Source organism: Bradyrhizobium sp. CFUWI (genome assembly GCF_056429085.1).
Window position 1 is genome coordinate 113,029 of record NZ_JBWJZE010000004.1, and the last position, 21,405, is coordinate 134,433.

19 protein-coding genes are annotated in these 21,405 nt (G+C 64.9%); 8 read left to right on the forward strand and 11 right to left on the reverse strand.

Annotated features, from left to right (window positions below; all coding sequences use genetic code 11):
- Nucleotides 1-338 precede the first annotated feature (338 nt).
- Nucleotides 339-1,784 carry a helix-turn-helix domain-containing protein gene (locus tag AC066S_RS10990; protein ID WP_478269649.1) on the forward strand — a complete coding sequence of 482 codons (1,446 nt, stop codon included), beginning with the start codon at nt 339-341 and terminating at the stop codon, nt 1,782-1,784.
- Nucleotides 1,785-1,947: 163 nt separating this feature from the next.
- Here AC066S_RS10990 and AC066S_RS10995 read toward each other — a convergent pair whose 3' ends face one another.
- Entirely contained in the window at nt 1,948-2,241 is a 294-nt protein-coding gene (locus AC066S_RS10995) for an antibiotic biosynthesis monooxygenase (RefSeq protein ID WP_035676462.1), read from the reverse strand.
- A gap of 216 nt (nt 2,242-2,457) precedes the next feature.
- Between AC066S_RS10995 and AC066S_RS11000 the strand changes: the two genes are divergently transcribed.
- Nucleotides 2,458-3,258 (forward strand): hypothetical protein, encoded by an 801-nt coding sequence (locus AC066S_RS11000; protein WP_126260487.1) that lies wholly within the window; start codon nt 2,458-2,460, stop codon nt 3,256-3,258.
- A 165-nt stretch (nt 3,259-3,423) separates the two neighbouring features.
- Nucleotides 3,424-3,771 (forward strand): hypothetical protein, encoded by a 348-nt coding sequence (locus tag AC066S_RS11005; protein WP_126260488.1) that lies wholly within the window; start codon nt 3,424-3,426, stop codon nt 3,769-3,771.
- A 234-nt stretch (nt 3,772-4,005) separates the two neighbouring features.
- Here the strand turns inward: AC066S_RS11005 and AC066S_RS11010 are convergent, their stop codons facing one another.
- The 3 genes from AC066S_RS11010 to htpX form a co-directional block, all read right to left on the reverse strand.
- Nucleotides 4,006-4,398 carry a DUF3551 domain-containing protein gene (locus AC066S_RS11010; RefSeq protein WP_126260489.1) on the reverse strand — a complete coding sequence of 131 codons (393 nt, stop codon included), beginning with the start codon at nt 4,396-4,398 and terminating at the stop codon, nt 4,006-4,008.
- 211 nt (nt 4,399-4,609) lie between these two features.
- Nucleotides 4,610-5,251, reverse strand: a complete 642-nt coding sequence (locus AC066S_RS11015) for a tetratricopeptide repeat protein (RefSeq protein ID WP_205680531.1) — start codon at nt 5,249-5,251, stop codon at nt 4,610-4,612.
- Nucleotides 5,252-5,386: 135 nt separating this feature from the next.
- Entirely contained in the window at nt 5,387-6,334 is a 948-nt protein-coding gene (htpX, locus tag AC066S_RS11020; protein ID WP_135166256.1) for a zinc metalloprotease HtpX, read from the reverse strand.
- Between the two features lie 286 nt (nt 6,335-6,620).
- Between htpX and AC066S_RS11025 the strand changes: the two genes are divergently transcribed.
- From AC066S_RS11025 to AC066S_RS11045, 5 genes are all read left to right on the forward strand, one after another.
- Nucleotides 6,621-7,967 (forward strand): HlyD family secretion protein, encoded by a 1,347-nt coding sequence (locus tag AC066S_RS11025; RefSeq protein ID WP_478269650.1) that lies wholly within the window; start codon nt 6,621-6,623, stop codon nt 7,965-7,967.
- Entirely contained in the window at nt 7,961-9,901 is a 1,941-nt protein-coding gene (locus AC066S_RS11030; protein ID WP_478269651.1) for a glycosyltransferase, read from the forward strand. Before AC066S_RS11025 ends, AC066S_RS11030 begins: the two co-directional genes overlap by 7 nt.
- A 120-nt stretch (nt 9,902-10,021) precedes the next feature.
- Nucleotides 10,022-11,314, forward strand: coding sequence for a lytic murein transglycosylase (locus tag AC066S_RS11035; protein WP_478269652.1), 1,293 nt, complete (start codon nt 10,022-10,024; stop codon nt 11,312-11,314).
- 242 nt (nt 11,315-11,556) lie between these two features.
- Complete coding sequence (locus AC066S_RS11040; RefSeq protein WP_126260496.1) at nt 11,557-12,060, forward strand: DUF1993 domain-containing protein; 504 nt, start codon at nt 11,557-11,559, stop codon at nt 12,058-12,060.
- A 174-nt stretch (nt 12,061-12,234) separates the two neighbouring features.
- Nucleotides 12,235-13,335: an alkene reductase gene (locus tag AC066S_RS11045; protein WP_478269653.1), complete on the forward strand. Its 1,101-nt coding sequence runs from the start codon at nt 12,235-12,237 to the stop codon at nt 13,333-13,335.
- A 231-nt stretch (nt 13,336-13,566) separates the two neighbouring features.
- Here the strand turns inward: AC066S_RS11045 and AC066S_RS11050 are convergent, their stop codons facing one another.
- From AC066S_RS11050 to glpD, 7 genes are all read right to left on the reverse strand, one after another.
- Nucleotides 13,567-15,309, reverse strand: coding sequence for an ABC transporter substrate-binding protein (locus AC066S_RS11050; protein WP_164718948.1), 1,743 nt, complete (start codon nt 15,307-15,309; stop codon nt 13,567-13,569).
- A 130-nt stretch (nt 15,310-15,439) separates the two neighbouring features.
- The gene (locus AC066S_RS11055; RefSeq protein WP_126260499.1) at nt 15,440-15,769 is read right to left on the reverse strand and encodes a DUF2160 domain-containing protein; all 330 of its coding nucleotides are present in this window, start codon (nt 15,767-15,769) and stop codon (nt 15,440-15,442) included.
- Nucleotides 15,770-15,782: 13 nt separating this feature from the next.
- Nucleotides 15,783-16,589, reverse strand: coding sequence for a carbohydrate ABC transporter permease (locus AC066S_RS11060; RefSeq protein WP_478269654.1), 807 nt, complete (start codon nt 16,587-16,589; stop codon nt 15,783-15,785).
- Nucleotides 16,589-17,563, reverse strand: a complete 975-nt coding sequence (locus tag AC066S_RS11065; RefSeq protein WP_135167741.1) for a carbohydrate ABC transporter permease — start codon at nt 17,561-17,563, stop codon at nt 16,589-16,591. The genes AC066S_RS11060 and AC066S_RS11065 overlap by 1 nt, the downstream gene beginning before the upstream one ends.
- Entirely contained in the window at nt 17,563-18,648 is a 1,086-nt protein-coding gene (locus tag AC066S_RS11070) for an ABC transporter ATP-binding protein (protein ID WP_126260502.1), read from the reverse strand. Before AC066S_RS11070 ends, AC066S_RS11065 begins: the two co-directional genes overlap by 1 nt.
- A gap of 10 nt (nt 18,649-18,658) precedes the next feature.
- Nucleotides 18,659-19,735, reverse strand: a complete 1,077-nt coding sequence (locus AC066S_RS11075; RefSeq protein WP_478269655.1) for an ABC transporter ATP-binding protein — start codon at nt 19,733-19,735, stop codon at nt 18,659-18,661.
- Nucleotides 19,732-21,282 (reverse strand): glycerol-3-phosphate dehydrogenase, encoded by a 1,551-nt coding sequence (glpD, locus tag AC066S_RS11080; protein WP_126260504.1) that lies wholly within the window; start codon nt 21,280-21,282, stop codon nt 19,732-19,734. Before glpD ends, AC066S_RS11075 begins: the two co-directional genes overlap by 4 nt.
- Nucleotides 21,283-21,405 lie beyond the last annotated feature (123 nt).

The following is a 21,405-nucleotide window of genomic DNA, read 5'->3' on the forward strand; positions in this document are numbered from 1 at the left end:
AGATGCGTGTCAGGAGCTAAACGCGAAAACGGAAACTTCGTATAGATGGCTTGTTTTTTATTGGTGATGTCATGTAACATCAGAACATGTAATAGATGTTATTTTGTAAAGTTTGTAAATAATAGGTCAGCAAGACTGTCCTGATGGAGATCGAAAGACATGGCCGCCGAAACCGACCTTTTCTCCCTCTCCCCGTTCTTACGGGGAGAGGGTCGGGGTGAGGGGCTCTCTCCTCGACTTCGGCACTCACCTCCCCTGCGGAGCCTCCCCCTCACCCGCCACGCTTCGCGTGTCGGCCTCTCCCCGCAAGCGGGGAGAGGCAAAGAGAGGAGCCGCTGATGGCCGCCGAGTCCGGGAAGAAACTGTTCGTCGGCCCGCGTTTCCGGAGAATCCGGCAGCAATTGGGGCTGTCGCAGACCCAGATCGCCGAAGGGCTCGGAATCTCGCCGAGCTATGTCAACCTGATCGAGCGCAACCAGCGCCCGGTGACGGCGCAGATCCTGCTGCGGCTGGCCGAGACCTATGACCTCGATCTGCGCGATCTCGCCACGGCCGACGAGGACCGCTTCTTCGCCGAGCTCAACGAGATCTTCTCCGATCCCCTGTTCCGCCAGATCGACGTGCCCAAGCAGGAGCTGCGCGACCTCGCCGAGCTCTGCCCCGGCGTCACCCATGCGCTGCAGCGGCTCTACGCGGCCTATGCCGAGGCGCGCCAGGGCGAGACGATGGCCGCGGCCCAGATGGCCGACCGCGACGTCGGCACGCGCTATGAGGCCAATCCGGTCGAGCGCGTGCGCGAGCTGATCGAGGCCAATCGCAACTATTTTCCGGAGCTGGAGCAGGCCGCGGAGAATCTCCGCGACGAGCTGAACGTGCCGGCCGAAGGGCTCTATGCGGCGCTGGCCGCGCGGCTGCGGGAAAAGCATTCGATCCAGACCCGCATCATGCCTGTCGACGTGATGCGCGAGACGCTCCGGCGTTTCGATCGCCACCGCCGCCAATTGCTGATCTCAGAGCTGGTCGACCCGCCGGGCCGCGCCTTCCAGCTCGCCTTCCAGCTTGGCTTGGGCGAATGCGCGCAAGCCCTGGAGAGCATCATCGGCCGTGCCGGACCGCTTGACGACACGCCGCGCCGCCTGTTCCGCATCACGCTCGGCAATTACTTTGCAGCGGCGGTGATGATGCCCTACCCCGCTTTTCTCGCCGCGGCCGAAGCGCTCAATTACGACATCCACGTGCTGGCGCAGCGCTTCAATTCCGGGTTCGAGCAGGTCTGCCATCGCCTCACCACCTTGCAGCGGCCGAACGCGCGCGGCATTCCGTTCTTCCTGCTGCGCGTCGACAATGCCGGCAACGTCTCCAAGCGCTTCTCCTCCGGCACGTTCCCGTTCTCGAAGTTCGGCGGCACCTGCCCGCTGTGGAACGTGCATTCGACCTTCGACACGCCGGACCGCCTGCTCAAGCAGGTGATCGAGCTGTCCGACGGAACGCGCTATTTCTCGATCGCACAGATGGTGCGCCGCCCGGTCGCGCCGCACCCGCTGCCGCAACCGCGCTTCGCCATCGGCCTCGGCTGCGAGATCCGTCACGCCGCGCGCCTGACCTATGCTGCCGGCATGGACCTCGAGAAGGCCGAAGGCACGCCGATCGGCGTTAATTGCCGCCTGTGCGAGCGCGAAAACTGCGCCCAGCGCGCCGAGCCGCCGATCACGCGCACGCTGATCCTGGACGAGACGACGAGAAGGGTGTCGAGCTTCGCGTTCTCGAATGCGCGGGAGTTGTGACGTTTGACGGAAGGCACATGCCACTCGTTCCGCTGTCATGCTCCGCGAAAGCGGGGCATCCAGTACGCCGCGGCCTATCGGCTCCATCACTGCCGCCACGGAGTACTGGATCGCCCGGTCAAGCCGGGCGATGACAGTTGAATGCGTGGCGACAGCCAGCGCCTCACGCCAGCGTATGCACGATCACCGGCCCCGCCACGGCGCGCGCGTCGCCGGCCAGCAGCGGGCCCAGATTCTTCTCGATCCAGGCAATGGCGCGTCGGTTCGCCTCCTCGGCCTGCTCGAACTTGTCGAAGATCGAGATCGCAGTGACGGTGTCGTCGCCGGCATAGACGACGTAGTAGGCGCGAAAACCGTCGACGTCGCTGATGATCGGAACGGCGCCGTCCTTGATGCGACGCGCCAACTCCTCCGCGCTCCCGCTCTTCGCCTTGGCCTGACGGATGGCGGCATACATGGCGTCCTCCCTTGTGGGCCCGGTGCCCGGAGAGGATGTTACGCCGAAGCGCGCCGCCGATCCATGCTTGGTTAACCCGGCCCTAATCCGCGCGCACGATCTGCAACCAGCGGTTAAGCACGCCTCAACGTCGGCGCCTTAGTCTTGCCCCACTCACTTTTCGCAAACAACGGTGGCCTATTCTGCCGGGCGAAGTGACATCAGGGGGTTTTCATCATGCGCATTGCGTTGCTGCTGACCGCAACCATCGTCGGCGCGCTCTTCGCCAGTCCATCCGGTGCCGGATCGCTCGATGCCGACGCGGCGCAGCCGCTGCCGCCGGGCTTCCAGAGCTATCGCGGCTACATGTTCGACCTCTCGGAGAATTCCGAGCGCAAGGACGTCGACAAGCTCACCGACAATCTGAAGCAGCAGATCGACCTCGTCGAAGGCGCCGGCCTGTCGCCGCGCGTGTTGCGCTTCTTCCATACCGTGCCGATCGTCGCGAGCGAGCTGGCCTGCCTCGACGAAGGCGCCGCGACCGCGTGCTACGGCCGGGTCACGCCGGACATCCGCCGCACCGCGCCGCGGACCCTCACGGTGTGGGATCCGGACAAGCAGCGCTGGACCAATCCGAACGCCGTCGACCTCGCGGTCGATTCGGGGCTCGGCGTGATCATGCTGCGCCCGGACATGATGCGCTACGAAAAGGAGGCCGTGCTGCTGCACGAGCTGCTGCACGCCTATCATGCGCGGCTGCTGCCGGACGGCTATGCCAACAAGGGCGTGATCGCCTATTACGCCCTTGCCAAGTCCAAGGATCTGTTGCCCAAGGACAGCTATGCGATGAAGAATCCCATGGAGTTCTTTGCGGTGACCGCCAGCATCTTCCTGGCCGGAAAGAGCGAATTCCACGACCCGAAGTCGCGCGAGACGCTCAAGGAGAAGATGCCGGACTATTACAAATACCTGGTCGGCGTGTTCGGATTCGACCCCGAGCCGGCGGCGGCGAACGGTCCGGTTGCCTCGCTGAAGTGAGACGCCTCGCCGAGACGTTCAAAAAGCCGCGCGACATGCGCGGCTTTTTCAGTTTTGGCCCGCTGGAAGCTGCGGATGACGCACAGCCGGGAATTGCCAAGGCGGGGTCCGATCTGCATAGTCCGGCCCGCATCGATAGCGTTTTTTCGAAGGGAATAAGAGAACATGGCGGACGCCGACCTGGATGTCGTGATCCGGCAACTGGCCAGACAGCTGCATACGGGCCTGATGACCCGCGCCAAGGAGCGGCGGGATCGCTTCAACGGCCTGGCGGCCAAGGCCAAGAGCAAGGAGACCGCCGACCGCTTCAAGATGATGGCCAAGGCCACCCTTGAGCAGGCCACCGCCGCCGCCAAGCGCCTCCAGATGTCCGCCGACAACGTCGCCGACAGCTACGCGCGGTCGATGCGGATTGCCGCCAGCACGCCGGTTGCGGTGAAGGTGGCGAAAACGGCGAAGGAAAAGCCGGAGAAGAAGGCCGCGAAGAAAGCCAAAGCGAAGAAGACGAAGTAGCCGTTGCTCGTCCCGGCTCCCGCTGCTCGTCGTCCGGAAGAACTCGTCCGGTTTGTCGGGTCATCTCCGGCGTAATCGGCTCGCGGGCCTCCACCGCAGCAATGTTCGCGTACGATCTTGCCATCCGGACGACGTGCTCTCGAAGTGCGATAGGGTCGGCCAAGACGTGCGAAGCGGCGGCCCCAGCCCCGGGGCTGGCACACGTGCGCTAATACGTGGTCGATTCCTCATCCGTCACATGTAGCGCCTCACACTTTCGAGAAACCGTTGTTTCTCGCCCGGCGCGTAGCCTTGGGACGCTCCATAGTACGGTTCATAGAACTGATTGTACGGTGAGGCCCGGTAGTGGACCGGCGGCCGTGGTGGCACGAAGGTTTGACGGTGCTGACGCCGTTTGTTTCCTCTGGCCGCCGCACTAACGTAGTAGGGATTGAGGACGCACATCTGACCGTTCGCCGACGCCCTGCATTGGTCCATCGTCATGTAGTTGCATCGGTAGTATGGGGTCGTTCCGTAAGAAACGACGTTCAGGCAAACCGGAAAAGCCGGGTCGTATCTTTGGGCCCGGGCGTGCCCCGCTGTCAGGGCGAGACTCAAGGTCAAGATCGTTAAAGCCCATTTCCGCATTGGAACCTCCTCCTAGTCCGCACGACACCGGTGCACTCTGGCCGCGGTCGGCGTTGATCCAAATCAATTCCGGGAGATTGGTTCGAAAGCGCGCCGTGAGTTGGCCGCGACATTATTGATCGGCGGCCGTATCAGTCACAATTCTACGGCGAGCCACCTCTCTCAGACACGGAGCGGGAAGGTGCGGGCGGCGACCGCTGCTCCAGACCCGTCACCTTCTCGACGCGGCAATCGGTGCCGGCTCGGCGCTCGCGAGTTCGGCGAGCTTGGCGCGCGCGGCTTCGCGCGCGCGACTGTCCTTCCCGGGGGGCAGCGCCAGCGCCGCCTCGAAATCGGCGCGCGCGTCATCGGCCTGGCCACGGGCGAGGAACGCCAGGCCACGGTCGAGACGGGCCTCGGCATCCCTGGGATCGAGGCGGACCGCCGTGTTGTAGCTCAGGATGGCGCGATCGAGATCGCCGGTGGCGGCGAGCGCGAGACCGCGCTGGTGATAGGGCGCAGCGACCTTGGGATCATGCGCGATCGCCTCGTCATAATCGGCGATGGCGAGCTCGAAGTCGCCGTTCAGGCGGCGCGCGAGCGCACGGTCGCGATAGAGCGCAGCGCGGTTGGGATTGAGGTGAAGGGCTTCGTTGAAATCGGCGATCGCCCGCCTGAAGTCGCCACGGCGCAGCGCGATCCGTCCGCGCCCTTCATAGGCAAAGGCGATCAGCGAGCCGCGCAGCGGCGAGAAGCCGATCACGGCCGAGCAGATGTCGGGATCGTCCTCGTCACCGCAATTGACGACCATGTGCGTGGACAGTCCGACGAGCACAGCCAGGACGATCAGCAATGGCACGGCAGTTCTGGTCATCTTCGACGGCGGCCGACACTGGGCCGGCCACGCATCCCCTTTCGAAGAAAGCATCATCCGTGCGTGTTAGCACCGGCTCTGGCGATCCTGTGTGCGCCAGGTCACAAAGCCGGTCTCGAATTCTGGCCGGTTCCGTCAGCCCCAAGGACCAGGAGAAGGGCGGCGCGGGGATGAGCGCCCCCACGGGCTGCGAGCGGGATAATTCTCGTTGGCGCCGACCGACGGCGCGGCCCGCGTGCCAAGCTCGGCCGCCAGCTGCTGAAGCGCGGCGATGCGGTTCTGCGTCGACGGATGGGTGGCGAACAGATTGTCCACGCCATGACCCGACAGCGGATTGATGATGAACATGTGCGCGGTCGCGGGGTTTCGCTCGGCCTCGTAGTTCGGGACCTGGTGCGCCGCGCCCTCGATCTTCACCAGCGCGGAAGCCAGCCACATCGGTTGTCCCGCGATGCGCGCGCCGAGATTGTCCGCGGCGTATTCACGCGTGCGGCTGATCGCCATCTGCACCAGCATGGCGCCGAGCGGGGCGAGGATCATCATCAGGATCGAGCCGACGACGCCGAGACCATTGTTGTTGTCGCGATTGCCGCCGAAGAACATGCCGAACTGCGCCAGCATCGAGATCGCGCCGGCGATGGTCGCGGTGATCGTCATCAGCAGCGTGTCGTGATTCTTGATATGGGCGAGCTCGTGCGCGATCACGCCGGCGAGCTCCTCGCGGCTGAGCTGGCGCATCAGGCCGGTGGTAACGGCGACCGCGGCATTTTCCGGGTTGCGGCCGGTCGCAAACGCGTTGGGCTGCGGCTCATCCATCAGGAAGACCCGCGGCATCGGCAAGCCGGCGCGGCCAGCAAGCTCGGCGACGAGCCCGACCAGCTCCGGCGCGGTCGATCGGTCGACCTCATGGGCGCCGTACATCGACAGCACCATGCGGTCGGAGTTCCAGTAGGTGAAGAGATTGGTCGCGGCGGCAATGACGAGCGCGATCATGGCGCCCGAGGCGCCGCCGATCAGATAGCCCACGCCCATGAACAGGGCGGTCAGGCCTGCGAGCAGCATTGCGGTACGAAAATAGTTCATGGCCGTCTCCCGAGACCGGCCGCGGGCGAACCTCCGGCCGGCGTCCACGAGGTATGAATGCGGTGGGAGACCGCAAGGTTCGTGCGTCGCCCCGCCGCACACCTCTGGCGAAGGGCCAGTCTTTCGGCCCTCGCTAAAGCTTGACGGGGATTTGCGCGAAAACATGCGCGGAAGCTTAGCAACCTGGAAAGCGCAATTTCGGATTGAGCCATAGTACCCCGGCACGCAGCACGGTTCCGGCGCATTGACCCCCTCTCGTCGGCATTCCGTCCGCAAGGTGACCATTATGATGGACCGCTCGCGCGCCGCCTCCGTCGATCCCGCACCTGCCCCCTCCCTTGGCCAGACGGCTGATGCGAAAGGCTTGCAGGAGGCGTTGCACGAGCAGCTGTTCGCCAATGACGAGCCCAGCCATGCGCCGGACGGGCAGACGGCGCCGGAATCCGGACGTCGCTGGTCGTATCTGCGGCGCGGTGCCAAGATCGCCATCGGGCTCGCCATCGTCGCCGTGTTCGGCTGGCTGCCGCTGCGCGCGATCTGGGAGAATTCGAGCGTCGAGGCGGTGCTGAATTCCCGCCTCGTCACCTTGCGCACACCCATCGGTGGGCGCGTCGCGGCCGCCCAGCGCGTCACCGACCAGACCGAGTTGGATGCCGGAACCGTCGTCCTGCGCGTCGTCAACTCGCGCGGCGATCGCACCCTGCTCGACAATCTCCGGCGGCAGAAATCGCGCCTGGAGAACGAGCGGCCGAGTCTTGCCGCCAAGCTTGCCTCGGCGCAAGCCGCGCAAAAGGACCTGGCGCGGCAGGCTGCGCAATTCCGCGACGGACGCGTGCTCCAGCTCGAGGCCCGCATCGCCGAGATCCAGACCTCGATCGAGGCGGCAGCGGCGCGGCGCGAGGAGGCCAGCGCCGCCGTCGAACGGGCCTCGTCGCTGGCCAAATCCGGCAATGTCTCGACCGTCGAGCTGTCGCGGCTAACGCGCGAACTCTCCGTGTCGCAGCAGACCGAGCTCGGCGCGCGCAAGCGGCTGGATGCCGCCAGGGTCGAGCTCGCCGCGGCGCAGAACGGCTCGTTCCTCGGCGACAGCTATAACGACCGGCCGAGTTCGGTGCAGCGCGAAGAGGAGATGCGTCAGCGCGCCGGCGACCTCGAAGCTGATCTCGCCCGCACCGACACCGACATCGCCTGGCTTGCCAACGAGATCATCGTCGAGGAGGTCCGCTTCGCCGATCTGTCCGAAGCCAACATCACGACACCCGTCGCGGGGCGCGTCTGGGAGATGATGACCTCGCCCGGCGAGGACGTACAGGCCGGCCAGCCCCTGCTCAAGGTGCTCGATTGCAGCGGCACCGTCATCACCGCCAACGTCACCGAGGCCGTCTACAACCGCCTGCAGCTCGGCGATCGCGCGACCTTCGAGCCGAATGACGGCGGCAAGCCGATCTCCGGGACCGTGGTCAATCTGACAGGCGCCGCCGGCGCACCCGCCAATCTCGCCATCAATCCGGATGCGCTGAGCAAGGAGCCCTATCGGGTGACCGTGGCATCGCGCGATGCCGCGGCCCGCGCCTGCACCGTGGGACGCACCGGCCGCGTCGTATTTGCCCGGCACGAGACAGCGCCGTGGTGATGGCGCTGACGCCCGGCCTGATAACGCTCGGCGCCTTCATGGCGATCGTGCCGCTGCTCAGGCGCGACAGCACGATGGCGCGCTCGTTCCTGACCATCATGTCGGTGGCCCTGCTGCTGCGTTATCTCTATTGGCGGGTCACGTCGACGCTCCCGCCGCCGCAGCTGACCCTCGATGCCATGGTCGGCTACCCGTTCCTGCTGCTGGAAGCGGCCTCGCTCGTCGGGGTCGCGTTGTCGCTGCTGTTCCTGAGCCGGACGCTCGACCGCACCGGCGCAGCGAGAGTCGACGGCCGTGCCACCGATCCGCGTGCGCCGTTGATCGACGTCTTCATCTGCACCTACAACGAGGAACGGTCGATTCTGGAGCGCACCATCATCGGCGCGACCGGCATGGCCTACGGCCACTACCGCGTCTGGGTCCTGGACGACGGACGGCGGCCCTGGCTGCGGCGCCTTTCGGGCGAGCTCGGCTGCCATTATCTCACGCGGCCCGACAACCTCCACGCCAAGGCCGGCAACATCAACCATGCACTCAAGCATGTCGGCGCGCTGTCGGAGCGGCCGGAATTCGTCGCCATTCTCGATGCGGACTTCGTGCCGCGGCCCGATTTCCTTGCGCGTACCACCTCGCTCATGGACGACGAGTCGATCGGCGTGGTGCAGACGCCGCAGCACTTCATCAATCCAGATCCGATCCAGACCAACCTTGCCGCGACCGATGTCTGGCCCGACGAGCAGCGCTTCTTCTTCGACATCCTGCTACCGGCCAAGGACGCCTGGGGTGTCGCGTTTTGCTGCGGCACCTCGTCTCTCATTCGCTATTCCGGGCTGATGCAGATCGGCGGATTTCCGACCGACTCGGTGACCGAGGACTACCTGGTCACGCTGCGCCTCAAGGAATGCGGCCTCAACACGATCTATCTCAACGAGCGCCTGACGATCGGGCTCGCGCCGGAGGGGCTGAAGGAATACATCACCCAGCGCGCCCGCTGGTGCCTCGGCTTGATGCAGATCGTGCGCGGTCGCAGCGGACCGTTGTCGCGGGACTCGAAGCTGTCCTTCATCGACCGGCTCTCGCTGACCGACGCCTTCATGAGCTGGTCGGCGGTGTACGCGTCGAAGGTGGCGGGCCTCGTCGTGCCCTGGTTGTTCCTGCTGTTCGGCATCAAGGCGGTTCAGGCCGACCTCACCGAGCTGTTGCGCTTCTTTCTGCCCTTCTATGTCTGGCATAGTCTCAGCATGGCCTGGCTGTCGCGCGGCCGCTCGCTCGCGATGATGACGGACGTCTCGCAGCTCATCGCGGCGCCTGCGGTGCTCCAGGCGGTGGCGGCCGGCCTGTTGAATCCGACAGGACACAAGTTCAAGGTCACCGCGAAAGGCGGCGACCGCAACAGGCGATTCGTCGAATGGCCCCTGCTGCGGCTCTATGGCGGCGCGCTCGTCATCACGCTCGCAGCCATCGCCTATGCCTTCATCCTGCACCTGCGCGGCGAGAACATCGCCTATGGCGGACTGGCTCTGGCCTGGAGCCTCTACAACGCGGTCATCCTCACCGTGGTCTGCTTCGTCTGCATCGAGCAGCCGCGCAAGCGAAAGGCGGAGCGGTTCAGCCGCAATGAGACCGTCCTGCTGCGCCACGACGGCAGGTCGCATCTCGCGCGGCTCGCCGACATCTCCATCACGGGCGCGCGCCTGATCGACCCCGATCCGCCGGCGCCGGGCAGCACAATCGAATGCCGGATCTACGGCCGCCCGATCGCGGCCATCGTGGTGCGGCGGACCGCGGACGGATTCGCCGTGCGGTTCGAGGAAGGCATGGACACGCGCGTGCACGCGATCAGGGCATTCTATGCCGGCGAGTATGTTCGCGCCTTTCAGGGAGTGAGGGCGCTCCCGGTCGGGAAAGCGCTGCTGATGCGGCTGTTCGGCTAGGCCGATGCAGCATCACCCGCATTCCCTCTGCTGGCGGAGCATCGAAAGGATGGCTTGAGGCCGTCACTTCACCTAAACTTCGGGCGAATCCACGCCCGTCCTTTCCCCGCCGGAACTCCCATGGTCCAGACCCGATTTCTGATCGCGGCCGTCACGCTTGTCGCGTGCACCGCCACCGCTTCCGCCCAGATGCTTCCACCTCCCGCCAGGCCCGCAGCGCCCAAGGCCCCCTCGCCGCGCGCCGCCTCGTGCCACAATGGCGCGAGCTTCGATCGCTTCCTGGCCGAGGTGAAGCAACAGGCGGTGGCGGCCGGCGTGTCGCAGCGGACGATCGCGGAAGCCTCGCCCTACCTCGTCTACGACCAGGGCATCGTCAACCGCGACCGCGGCCAGCGCGTGTTCGGCCAGCTCTTCACCGAATTCGCCGGCCGCATGGCCGCGCCCTATCGCATGCAGAACGGCCAGCAGCACATCAAGCAATACGCGCCTGCGTTCGCGCGCGCGGAGAAGGAATATGGCGTGCCGCCGGCGGTGATCGCCGCGTTCTGGGGGCTGGAGAGCGACTTCGGCGCCAACATGGGCAATCTGCCATCGCTGAAATCGCTGGTGTCGCTCGCCTATGACTGCCGCCGCTCCGAGATGTTCGTGGGCGAGACCATCGCCGCACTGAAGATCATCGACCGCGGCGATCTGCATCCCGACGAGATGATCGGCTCCTGGGCCGGCGAGCTCGGGCAGACCCAGTTCCTGCCCGTGCATTACGTCAACTATGCCGTCGACTATGATGGCGACGGTCGACGCGACCTGTTGCGCTCGCCAGCCGACGTGATCGGCTCGACCGCGAACTACATCGCCAACGGCTTGAAGTGGCGGCGCGGCGAGCCGTGGCTGGAGGAGATCAGGGTGCCGCCAAACCTGCCGTGGGAGAAGACCGATCTCACGGTGCGGGAGCCGCGCTCGACCTGGGCGCAGCTGGGGGTGACCTATCCCGACGGACGGCCGCTGCCGAATGACAATCTTGCGGCTTCCGTGCTGCTGCCGATGGGCCGCTTTGGTCCCGCCTTCCTCGCCTATCCGAATTTCGCGGCCTACACCGAATGGAACAACTCGCTGATCTATTCGACCACCGCCGGCTATCTCGCCTCGCGCATCGCCGGCGCCGCGCCGATGCGCAAGCCCTCCACGCCGGTCGCGCAGCTGCCGTTCAACGAGCTGAAGGAATTGCAGCAACTGCTGGTGCGTGCCGGATACAATGTCGGCAAGGTCGACGGCGTGCTCGGCCAGCAGAGCCGCACTGCCGTGAAGGCGATGCAGCTCAAGTTCGGCCTGCCGGCCGATTCCTGGCCGACCGCCGAGCTGCTCGCCCGTATGCGCGGCGGCACGGCGCAGGCGCCCCAGGCGACGATCCGCTAAACCCTCCTCCGTCATCCCCCGGCTTGACCGGGGCATCCAGTACGCCGCGGCCTATCGGTTCAACCCAAACTGTCTCGGCGTACTGGATCGCCCGGTCAAGCCGGGCGATGACAGCGAGGATGACGCCGTAGAGAACTTTCGCATCGCACAAGCCGCGCTCTGCGATTGTATTTTTCCACGAGGCTCCCATGTGAGTGGCTCAGGTTTTCTCCTGAGATTTCCCATTCACAAGCGAGCATCACATGTCCTTCTACGACGCGGTCGTCCCCGCCTATTTGCAAATGCTGAACAGCGTAACCGGGCTGCTGACCAAAGCCGAGGCGCATTGCGCGGCCAAGAAGATCGATCCCAGCGTCCTGCTTGGCTCGCGCCTCTTTCCGGACATGCTGCCGCTGTCGAAGCAGGTCCAGCTCGTCAGCGATTTCGCCGCCAAGGGCTGTGCCCGGCTGACCCATAGCGAGGTCCCCTCAACGCCCGACACCGAGACGAGCTTTGCGGAGTTGAAGCAGCGGCTGGCGAGGACGATCGACTACGTGAAGTCGTTCAAGCCCGAGCAATTTGAGGGCGCCGATGCCAAGGACGTCACCTTCCCGACCGGGCCCGACAAGACCACGACCTTGAAGGGCCAGCAATTCCTCAGCGCGTTCTCGCTGCCGAACTTCTATTTCCACTGCGCGACCGCCCACGGCATCCTGCGTCACAACGGCGTCGAGATCGGCAAGCGCGATTTCATGGGCTTGAGCTGACTTGCCAATCGCACGCGGCAGTCGAAGTCTGCTGCCGCGGCCGGAATTGCACATGAATTATGCTACGCGGGACTTGCCGCGTAGCTCGCCTGCACTTTCCGTATGGCTCGTCCCTTGCGCATGATGCCGCGATGCACAAGTGTTCCTGACCTTTCACTGTCTGGAACATCCCAAATGAGCCGTTCGACCAAATTGTTTGAGACCTACAAGCTCGGCCCCATCACGCTTGCGAACCGTTTCGTGATGGCGCCGCTGACGCGCAACCGCGCCGTTCCCGGCACGTTCGTCCCCGGCGCGCTCGCCGCCGAATATTACAGCCAGCGCGCCTCCGCCGGCCTTCTGATCACCGAAGCAAGCCAGGTCTCGCAACAAGGGCAAGGCTACCAGGACACGCCTGGCATCTACAGCAAGAACCAGGTCGCGGGCTGGCGCAAGGTCACCGACAAGGTGCATGAGCGCGGCGGCAAGATCTTCATCCAGCTCTGGCATGTCGGCCGCATCTCGCACGTCGATCTGCAGGCAGGTGGCGCAGCGCCGGTGGCGCCGAGCGCGATCCGCGCCAAGGGCAAGACCTTCGTGAACGGCGGCTTCGCCGACGTCTCCGAGCCGCGTGCACTCGAGCTTTCCGAAATTCCGGGGATCATCGACGACTTCAGACGCGCCACGAAGAATGCGCTCGAAGCAGGCTTCGACGGCGTCGAGATTCACGGCGCCAACGGCTACCTGCTCGACCAGTTCGCCAAGGACGGCGCCAACAAGCGCAACGATGCCTATGGCGGCTCGATCGAGAACCGCGCGCGGTTGATGCTGGAAGTGTCCAAGGCCGTCGCCGCCGAGGCCGGCGCGGACCGCACAGGCATCCGCATCTCGCCGGTGACGCCGGCCAACGACATCTCCGACAGCAACCCGCAGCCGCTGTTCGATCATATCGTCGACGGGCTCAACGCGCTCAAGCTGGTCTATCTTCACGTCGTCGAAGGCGCCACCGGCGGGCCGCGCGACATTGCGCCGTTCGACTATGCGTCCTTGCGCAAGCGCTTCTCCGGCGCCTACGTCGCCAACAACGGCTATGATTTCGAGCTTGCGACCAAGGTGCTGGACGCGAACGCGGCCGATCTCATCGCCTTCGGCAAGCCGTTCATCTCCAACCCCGACCTCGTCGAACGGCTGAAGCAGGGTGCGCCTCTGAACGACTGGGACAAGAACACCTTCTACGGCGGCGGCGCCAAGGGCTACACGGACTACCCGACGCTGGCGGCCGAGCCGGCGGAGTGAGGGCCCATCCACCCACGACGCTGTCATGCTCTGCGAAAGCGGGGCATCCAGTACGCCGCGGCCCCTCGTTCAATCACGACCGCCTCTGGAATACTGGATTGCCCGCCTTCGCGGGCAATGACACCGGGTATGTGGGACGCGCGTCCCCACAAGCTCGTCACCACAAGCACAAAACAAAAAGGCCGGGATCGCTCCCGGCCTTTCGTCGTGATGATGCGCTCTGCGCGAGGTTTACTTCGCTTCCGCGCGCTTCGGGGGCTGCGCCGGCCACGACTTGATCAGGGTGTCGTAGTCCACCGTCTCGCCCTTCGGCTTCTCGTTGGCGAGCTTGCGCTGGGGCGCGATGGTGCCGTCCTTCTCGGCCTTCGCGAACCAGTATTCCGGCTTCTCCTTCTTGTGCAGCTTCGGACCGCAGGCGCCCTGCACACCGGACTTCTCGAGGCGCTCCATGACGGAGTCCTGAGCGGCCGCGAGGGCATCCATCGCCTGTTGCGGCGTCTTCGCACCGGACGACGCATCGCCGATGTTCTGCCACCACAGCTGCGCGAGCTTCGGATAGTCGGGCACGTTGTTGCCGGTCGGGGTCCACTGCACGCGGGCGGGCGAGCGGTAGAACTCGACCAGGCCGCCGAGCTTCGGCGCACGTTCCGTGAACGACTTGTCCCAGATGTCGGATTCACGGACGAAGGTGAGACCGACATGGCTCTTCTTCAGCGACACCGACTTGGAGACGATGAACTGGAGATACAGCCACGCTGCCTTGCGACGATCCGGCGGGGTGGACTTCAGCAGCGTGAGTGAGCCCGCGTCCTGATAGCCGAGCTTCATGCCTTCCTTCCAGTACGAGCCGTGCGGCGACGGAGCCATACGCCATTTCGGCGTACCGTCCGCGTTCATCACGGCGATGCCCGGCTTCACCATGTCGGCGGTGAAGGCGGTGTACCAGAACATCTGCTGGGCGATGTTGCCCTGCGCCGGCACGGGGCCGGACTCGGAGAACGTCATGCCCTGGGCCTGCGGCGGCGCATACTTCTTCATCCACTCGAGGTATTTGGTGATCGAGTAGACCGCGGCCGGTCCATTGGTGTCGCCGCCGCGTTCGACCGAGGAGCCGACGGGGCGGCAGCCTTCCATGCGGATGCCCCATTCGTCGACCGGCAGACCGTTCGGAATGCCCTTGTCGCCATTACCGGCCATCGACAGCCAGGCGTCGGTGAAGCGCCAGCCGAGCGAGGGGTCTTTCTTGCCATAGTCCATATGGCCATAGACCTTGACGCCGTTGATCTCCTTGATGTCGTTGGTGAAGAACTCGGCGATGTCCTCATAGGCGGACCAGTTCACGGGCACGCCGAGCTCGTAGCCATACTTGGCCTTGAACTTGGCCTTAAAGTCGGGGTTAGTGAACCAGTCGTAGCGGAACCAGTAGAGGTTGGCGAACTGCTGGTCGGGCAGCTGATAGAGCTTGCCGTCCGGCCCGGTGCCGAACGACTTGCCGATGAAGTCGTTGACGTCGAGCATGGGGTCGGTGACGTCCTTGCCCTCACCGGTCATGTAGTCCGACAGCGCGATGGTCTGGCCGTAGCGGAAGTGGGTACCGATCAGGTCGGAATCGTTGATCCAGCCGTCATAGACGTTTTTCCCGGACTGCATCTGGGTCTGCAGCTTCTCGACGACGTCACCTTCCTGGATGAGGTCGTGCTTGAGCTTGATGCCGGTCAGCTCGGAGAACGCCTTGGCGAGCGTCTGCGCCTCGTATTCGTGGGTCGTGATGGTCTCGGAGACGACGTTGATCTCCATGCCCTTGAAGGGTTCGGCGGCCTTGGCGAACCACTCCAGCTCCTTCTTCTGGTCCTCCTTCGACAGCGTCGAGGGCTGGAACTCGGCGATCCACTTCTGGATCGTGGCCTCGTCGGCGGCGCGAACCGGAGCCGAGAGGGCGAACGAGACCGCAACAATCGCGGCAGCGCTCGACATGGTCAGAAAACTGCTCTTGGTCAATGGACCTTTCCTTCTCCTAAACTGTCGCATGGTGTTCCTCCGTTGCAGCGACAAACTTTTATACAGGTCCGGGTTGCCCCCGGATCTGGCCGTCCCTTCGCGAGCTTCAGACCGTGCGAAAAATAAGCACGGCCGTGGCCAGCGAAATTCCACTTGCGAGCCACAGGCTCGAAATCTCAAACCCCTCCTCGCCGATCGGCAGCGTGGCGAGCGGATCAGTACCGACGAGACCGATCCACACGAGGTGGATGACGGCAGCCACGATCAACGAGACGAACAGTCGATCGCCGCGCGTGGTCGGGATGCGCAGCACGCCGACGCGCTCGGCCTCGGGATAGACCGCGGCGAGCCAGGTCATCACCGCAAGCGTGCAGGCGAGCGCGGCGAAGAAGATCGCAGTCGGCAGCGTCCAGGCCATCCATGCGATTGATTCCATCCTCGCCTCCCCCTCAGACCCGGCCGAGCGCGAAGCCGCGCGCGATGTAGTTGCGGACGAACCAGATGACCAGCGCACCCGGAATGATGGTGAGCACGCCGGCGGCCGCGAGCAGGCCCCAATCCATGCCGGCCGCCGACACCGTGCGCGTCATGATCGCGGCGATCGGCTTGGCATGCACCGACGTCAGCGTGCGCGCGAGCAGGAGCTCGACCCAGGAGAACATGAAGCAGAAGAAGGCGGCAACACCGATGCCGCTCGCGATCAACGGCACCAGGATCTTGATGAAGAAGCGCGGGAAAGAATAGCCGTCGAGGAAGGCGGTCTCGTCGATCTCGCGCGGCACGCCGGAGACGAAGCCTTCGAGGATCCACACCGCCAGCGGCACGTTGAAGATGCAGTGCGCCAGCGCGACGGCCCACGGCGTATCGAACAGGCCGATCGCCGAATAGAGGTTGAAGAACGGCAGCGCATAGACCGCAGCCGGCGCCATGCGGTTCGACAAGAGCCAGAAGAACAGGTGCTTGTCGCCGAGGAAGCGGTAGCGCGAGAAGGCGTAGGCCGCGGGCAGCGCCACCGAGATCGAGATGACGGTGTTGAGGATGACGTATTGGAGCGAGTTGATGTAGCCGGAATACCAGCTCTCGTCGGTGAAGATGCGCTTGTAGTGCTGTAGCGTCGGGGTGTGTGGCCACAGCGTCATCGTCGAGACGATCTCGCTGTTGGTCTTGAAGCTCATGTTGACGAGCCAGTAGATCGGCAGCAGCAGGAAGATCAGGAACAGCCCCATGATGAGGCGGCGGCCGGAGATCGAATGCATCAGGCCACTCCTTCCTTTGGCTTGAGCGCGGGCACGGGCTTGAGCGCGGCCGCAGGCTTCGGCTCCGCAGCCGGTTCACTTTCCGCCTGAACCTTCCGTTCGACACCGGCATTGGTCATGACGGTGTAGAAGATCCAGCAGACGATCAGGATGATCAGATTGTAGACCAGCGACAGCGCCGCGGCCTTGCCGAGGTCGAACTGGCCGAGCGCGATCTTGACCAGCTCGATCGACACGAAGGTCGTGGAGTTGCCGGGTCCGCCGCCGGTGACGACGAACGGCTCAGTGTAGATCATGAAGCTGTCCATGAAGCGGAGCAGCACGGCGATCAGCAGCACGCGATTCATCTTCGGCAGCTGGATCGCCTTGAACACGGCCCAGCGCGAGGCGCCGTCGATCTGCGCGGCCTGGTAATAGGCCTCGGGAATCGACTTCAGGCCGGCGTAGCAGAGCAGCGCGACGAGGCTGGTCCAGTGCCAGACGTCCATCACGATGACAGTGACCCAGGCATCGAACTCGTTGGCGACGTAGTTGTAGTCAATGCCGATGGCGTTGAGGGTATAGCCGAGCAGGCCGATGTCGGGCCGGCCGAAAATCTGCCAGATCGTGCCGACCACGTTCCAGGGAATCAGCAGCGGCAGCGCGAGGATGATCAGGCAGGCTGCAACCGTCCAGCCCTCGCGCGGCATCGACAGCGCGACGACGATGCCGAGCGGCACCTCGATGGCGAGGATCACCAGCGAGAAGAACAGATTGCGGCCGAGGGAAGCGAGGAAGCGGCCGCCGAGATCGGTCGAGGGATCGAGCAGCTCCTTGAACCAGCCGACACCGTTCCAGAAGAACTGGTTGTTGCCGAAGGTGTCCTGCATCGAATAGTTCACCACCGTCATCAGCGGCAGCACCGCCGAGAAGGCGACCACCAGGAACACCGGCAGCACCAGGAACCAGGCTTTTTGGTTGATGGTCTTGTCCATCAGGCGGCTCCCTCCACCAGAAGGCTGTCGGCATAGACGTGGACGTGCGACGGATCGAATTTCAGTCCGGCCATGCCATCCGAACTGGCGAAGCCCGCCGGCGCGCGCGCTGCGAGCTTGGCGTCGCCGAAGCGCGCGCGCGCAAAACGGATGCGGCCGAGATCGTCGAGGCGCTCGATCTTCGCCGTGAGCAGGCCAGGCGCTGGCGCGACGACCTCGACGAATTCGGGTCGGACGCCGATCTCGATCTTCGCGCCGGCCGGCAGGTTGTCGTAAGCGCGGTTGAGCGCGATGACGTTGCCGCCGACCCTGGCCTCGCGCCCCCTCACCTCGGCCGGCAGGATGTTCATGCCGGGCGAGCCGATGAAATAGCCGACGAAGGTATGCGCCGGCTTGTCGAACAGCTCGGCCGGCGTGCCGCTCTGCACCACGCGGCCGTCATGCATGACGACGACGGTGTCGGCAAAGGTCAGCGCCTCGGTCTGGTCGTGGGTGACGTAGATCATGGTGAGGTCGAGCTCGCGATGCAGCGCCTTCAGCTTGGAGCGCAGCTGCCATTTCAGCTCGGGATCGATCACCGTCAGCGGCTCGTCGAACAGCACGGCGGCGACGTCGGAACGGACAAGGCCGCGGCCGAGCGAGATCTTCTGCTTGGCGTCGGCGGTCAGTCGCGTCGCCTTGCGGTTCAGATAGGGCTCGAGGTCGAGCAGGCGGCCGATCTCGGCCACGCGCTTGTCGATCTCGGCCTTCGGCACGCCGCGGTTCTTCAGCGGAAACGCCAGGTTCTGCCCCACCGTCATGGTGTCGTAGATCACCGGAAACTGGAACACCTGGGCGATGTTGCGCTTCTGGGTTGACAGCGGTGTGATGTCCTTGCCGTCGAACAGGATTTTCCCCCGCGACGGGGTGATGATGCCGGAGATGACGTTGAGCAGCGTGGTCTTGCCGCAGCCGCTCGGCCCGAGCAGCGCATAGGCGCCGCCCTGCCGCCAAGTCATCGTCACCGGCTTCAGCGCGAAAGTCTCCTGCGGCGCGTTGTTGCCAGCGTAGGAATGGGCGAGATCGACGAGGTCAATGCGGGCCATGGCGCACTCCTCAGGAGCTCGGTGCTGCGACGAGGCGATCCGCCGCGTCGAACACGAAGACATCGTTGGGATCGAGCACGGCGTCGAGCGTCTGGCCGGGCTCGAACTCGTGCACGCCATGCAGCACCGCCACCCAGTTCGATCCGTCGCGGGTCAGATGCACGAAACTCTCCGAACCGGTGATCTCGGTCACCGTGACAGTGGCGTGGAACGCATGGCGGTCGGCCTCGCCGTTGGCGAGTGTGAGCTGATGCGCGCGGAAGCCGACGCGATAGGCCCCGTCGGCGAGGCCTGAATAGAGACCGGAGGCCGGCGAAGCCGTGCCGCCGGCATATTGCACGGAGCCGTTCTTCTTCTCGATGCCGACGAGGTTGAGCGGCGGATCGGAAAACACCTGCGCGACGCGCAGCGTCTGCGGCCGGCGATAGACACTGGTCGTCTCGCCCATCTGCAGCGCCCGGCCTTCCCACATGCAGACCGTGTTGCCGCCGAGCAGCAGCGCCTCGGTCGGCTCGGTGGTGGCATAGACGAAGATCGCACCCGAGGCCTCGAAGATGCGCGGCAGCTCGGCGCGCAGCTCCTCGCGGAGCTTGTAGTCGAGATTGGCGAGCGGTTCGTCGAGCAGCACGAGATCGGCGCCCTTGACCAGGGCGCGCGCGATCGCGGTGCGCTGCTGCTGGCCGCCGGAAAGTTGCAGCGGGGTGCGCTTCAGGAACGGCTCGAGCCGCAGCAGCTTTGCGGCCTCCGCCACCCGCGCCTCGATCTCGCTGCGGGGCTTGCCCTGCACGCGCAGGGGCGAAGCGATGTTCTCATAGACCGTGAGCGAGGGGTAATTGATGAACTGCTGGTAGACCATGGCGACCGAACGCTGACGCACGTCGGCGCCGGTGACGTCCTTGCCGTTCACCACCACCTTGCCCGTGGTCGGCTTGTCGAGACCGGCGAGCAACCGCATGATCGAGGTCTTGCCCGATAGCGTCGGCCCGAGCAGCACGTTCAGCGTGCCGCTCTCGAACGTCAGCGAGACATCGCGGATGTGGGGAATTCCATCGACGGTCCGGGTCACGTGGTCGAGTGTCACGGTCATGAGCGTCCTCCCGCTTCCAGCAGGGGACTTTGCGGCACGGCGTGGGTCCTGATCCAGTCGTCAAGCGCGGCGATCTCGTCGGCAGATAGTCGCAGGCCGAGCTTGGAACGGCGCCAGACCACGTCCTCGGCGGTCACGGCCCATTCATTGGCCATGAGGTAGCGAACCTCGCGCTCGGTCAGCGTCGCGCCAAAGGACTGGCCGAGATCGGCTGCCGATTTCGCGTCGCCGAGCAGCTTGACGGCCATCGTGCCATAGGCGCGCGCGAGCCGCCGCGCATGCTCGTGGCTGAGGAAGGGATAGCCACGCTGGAGCTCGGCGATCAGCCCGTCGATATCGGACACGTTCATGTCACCGCCGGGCAGCGGCCATTTGCCGGTCCAGCCCTCGCGCGCCTTCGCGCTGCGCAAGTAAGGCGCGAGCCGCTCCAGCGCCTCTTCGGCGAGGCGGCGATAGGTCGTGATCTTGCCGCCATAGATCGACAGCAGCGGCACCCCGCCGGGCGTGTCGAGCTCGAACACATAGTCGCGCGTCGCGGCCTTGGCTTCGCTGGCACCGTCGTCATAGAGCGGGCGCACGCCGGAATAGGTCCAGACCACGTCATCCGGCCTTACCGGCTTGGCCAGATATTCGCTCGCCGCCGTGCAGAGATACTGAATCTCCTCGGTCGTCGCCTTCACCTTGGCGGGATCGCCGTCATAGTCGCGGTCTGTGGTGCCGATCAGCGTGAAATCATCCTGATAGGGGATCACGAAGATGATGCGGCCGTCGGCATTCTGGAACATGTAGGCGCGGTCGTGGTCGTAGAGCTTCCTGACAACGATGTGCGAGCCTTGCACCAGGCGCACCTTGGCCTTGGCGTTGACGCCGGCGCCGCGGCCGAGCACGTCCTCGACCCAGGGGCCGCCGGCATTGATCAGCGCCTTGGCCTGGATCTGCGAGCGCTCGCCGGTCAGCGTGTTGACCATGCCGACGGTCCAGAGGCCGCCGGACTGGCGGATCTCGGTGGCGCGGGTGCGGGTGCGAATCTCGGCGCCCTTGTCGGCAGCATCGCGCGCATTGAGCACGACGAGACGGGCGTCATCGACGAAGCAATCCGAATATTCGAAGGCGCGGCTGTAGCGATTCGGGATCAGCGGCTTGCCGACCTCGTCACGCCCGAGATCGACCGAGCGGGTCGCCGGCAACAGATGGCGGCCGCCAATGTGGTCGTAGAGGAAGAGGCCGAGGCGCAGCAGCCAGGCCGGCCGCAGGCCGGCATGATGCGGCAGAACGAAACGTAGCGGGCGGATGATGTGGGGGGCGATGCCCCAGAGAACCTCGCGCTCGATCAGCGCCTCCCGGACCAGGCGAAACTCGTAATATTCGAGATAGCGCAGGCCGCCGTGCACAAGCTTGGTCGACCAGGACGATGTCCCGCTCGCCAAATCGTTCATTTCGCACAGGAAAACGGTATTGCCGCGGCCTACCGCGTCGCGCGCGATGCCGCAGCCGTTAACACCGCCTCCAATGATGGCGAGATCGAAAATACGCTCCAACAGACGCATCCCCCGGCGACCGCTCGTTCCGTCGAGCGGCTACTTTCGCTTTTGATTAGATCATACCAGAAAACGAAAGCAAGATGAAAGAGAAGCGAAAGGAAGCGAAAGCAGACATTTTTCCACGGCATG

Bases quoted from the DNA above. Each gene is read 5' to 3' on its own strand.
- AC066S_RS10990 (WP_478269649.1), top strand. From the start codon at position 339: ATGGCCGCCGAGTCCGGGAAGAAACTGTTCGTCGGCCCGCGTTTCCGG.
- AC066S_RS10995 (WP_035676462.1), bottom strand. From the start codon at position 2,241: ATGTATGCCGCCATCCGTCAGGCCAAGGCGAAGAGCGGGAGCGCGGAG.
- AC066S_RS11000 (WP_126260487.1), top strand. From the start codon at position 2,458: ATGCGCATTGCGTTGCTGCTGACCGCAACCATCGTCGGCGCGCTCTTC.
- AC066S_RS11005 (WP_126260488.1), top strand. From the start codon at position 3,424: ATGGCGGACGCCGACCTGGATGTCGTGATCCGGCAACTGGCCAGACAG.
- AC066S_RS11010 (WP_126260489.1), bottom strand. From the start codon at position 4,398: ATGCGGAAATGGGCTTTAACGATCTTGACCTTGAGTCTCGCCCTGACA.
- AC066S_RS11015 (WP_205680531.1), bottom strand. From the start codon at position 5,251: ATGACCAGAACTGCCGTGCCATTGCTGATCGTCCTGGCTGTGCTCGTC.
- htpX (WP_135166256.1), bottom strand. From the start codon at position 6,334: ATGAACTATTTTCGTACCGCAATGCTGCTCGCAGGCCTGACCGCCCTG.
- AC066S_RS11025 (WP_478269650.1), top strand. From the start codon at position 6,621: ATGATGGACCGCTCGCGCGCCGCCTCCGTCGATCCCGCACCTGCCCCC.
- AC066S_RS11035 (WP_478269652.1), top strand. From the start codon at position 10,022: ATGGTCCAGACCCGATTTCTGATCGCGGCCGTCACGCTTGTCGCGTGC.
- AC066S_RS11040 (WP_126260496.1), top strand. From the start codon at position 11,557: ATGTCCTTCTACGACGCGGTCGTCCCCGCCTATTTGCAAATGCTGAAC.
- AC066S_RS11045 (WP_478269653.1), top strand. From the start codon at position 12,235: ATGAGCCGTTCGACCAAATTGTTTGAGACCTACAAGCTCGGCCCCATC.
- AC066S_RS11050 (WP_164718948.1), bottom strand. From the start codon at position 15,309: ATGTCGAGCGCTGCCGCGATTGTTGCGGTCTCGTTCGCCCTCTCGGCT.
- AC066S_RS11055 (WP_126260499.1), bottom strand. From the start codon at position 15,769: ATGGAATCAATCGCATGGATGGCCTGGACGCTGCCGACTGCGATCTTC.
- AC066S_RS11060 (WP_478269654.1), bottom strand. From the start codon at position 16,589: ATGCATTCGATCTCCGGCCGCCGCCTCATCATGGGGCTGTTCCTGATC.
- AC066S_RS11065 (WP_135167741.1), bottom strand. From the start codon at position 17,563: ATGGACAAGACCATCAACCAAAAAGCCTGGTTCCTGGTGCTGCCGGTG.
- AC066S_RS11070 (WP_126260502.1), bottom strand. From the start codon at position 18,648: ATGGCCCGCATTGACCTCGTCGATCTCGCCCATTCCTACGCTGGCAAC.
- AC066S_RS11075 (WP_478269655.1), bottom strand. From the start codon at position 19,735: ATGACCGTGACACTCGACCACGTGACCCGGACCGTCGATGGAATTCCC.
- glpD (WP_126260504.1), bottom strand. From the start codon at position 21,282: ATGCGTCTGTTGGAGCGTATTTTCGATCTCGCCATCATTGGAGGCGGT.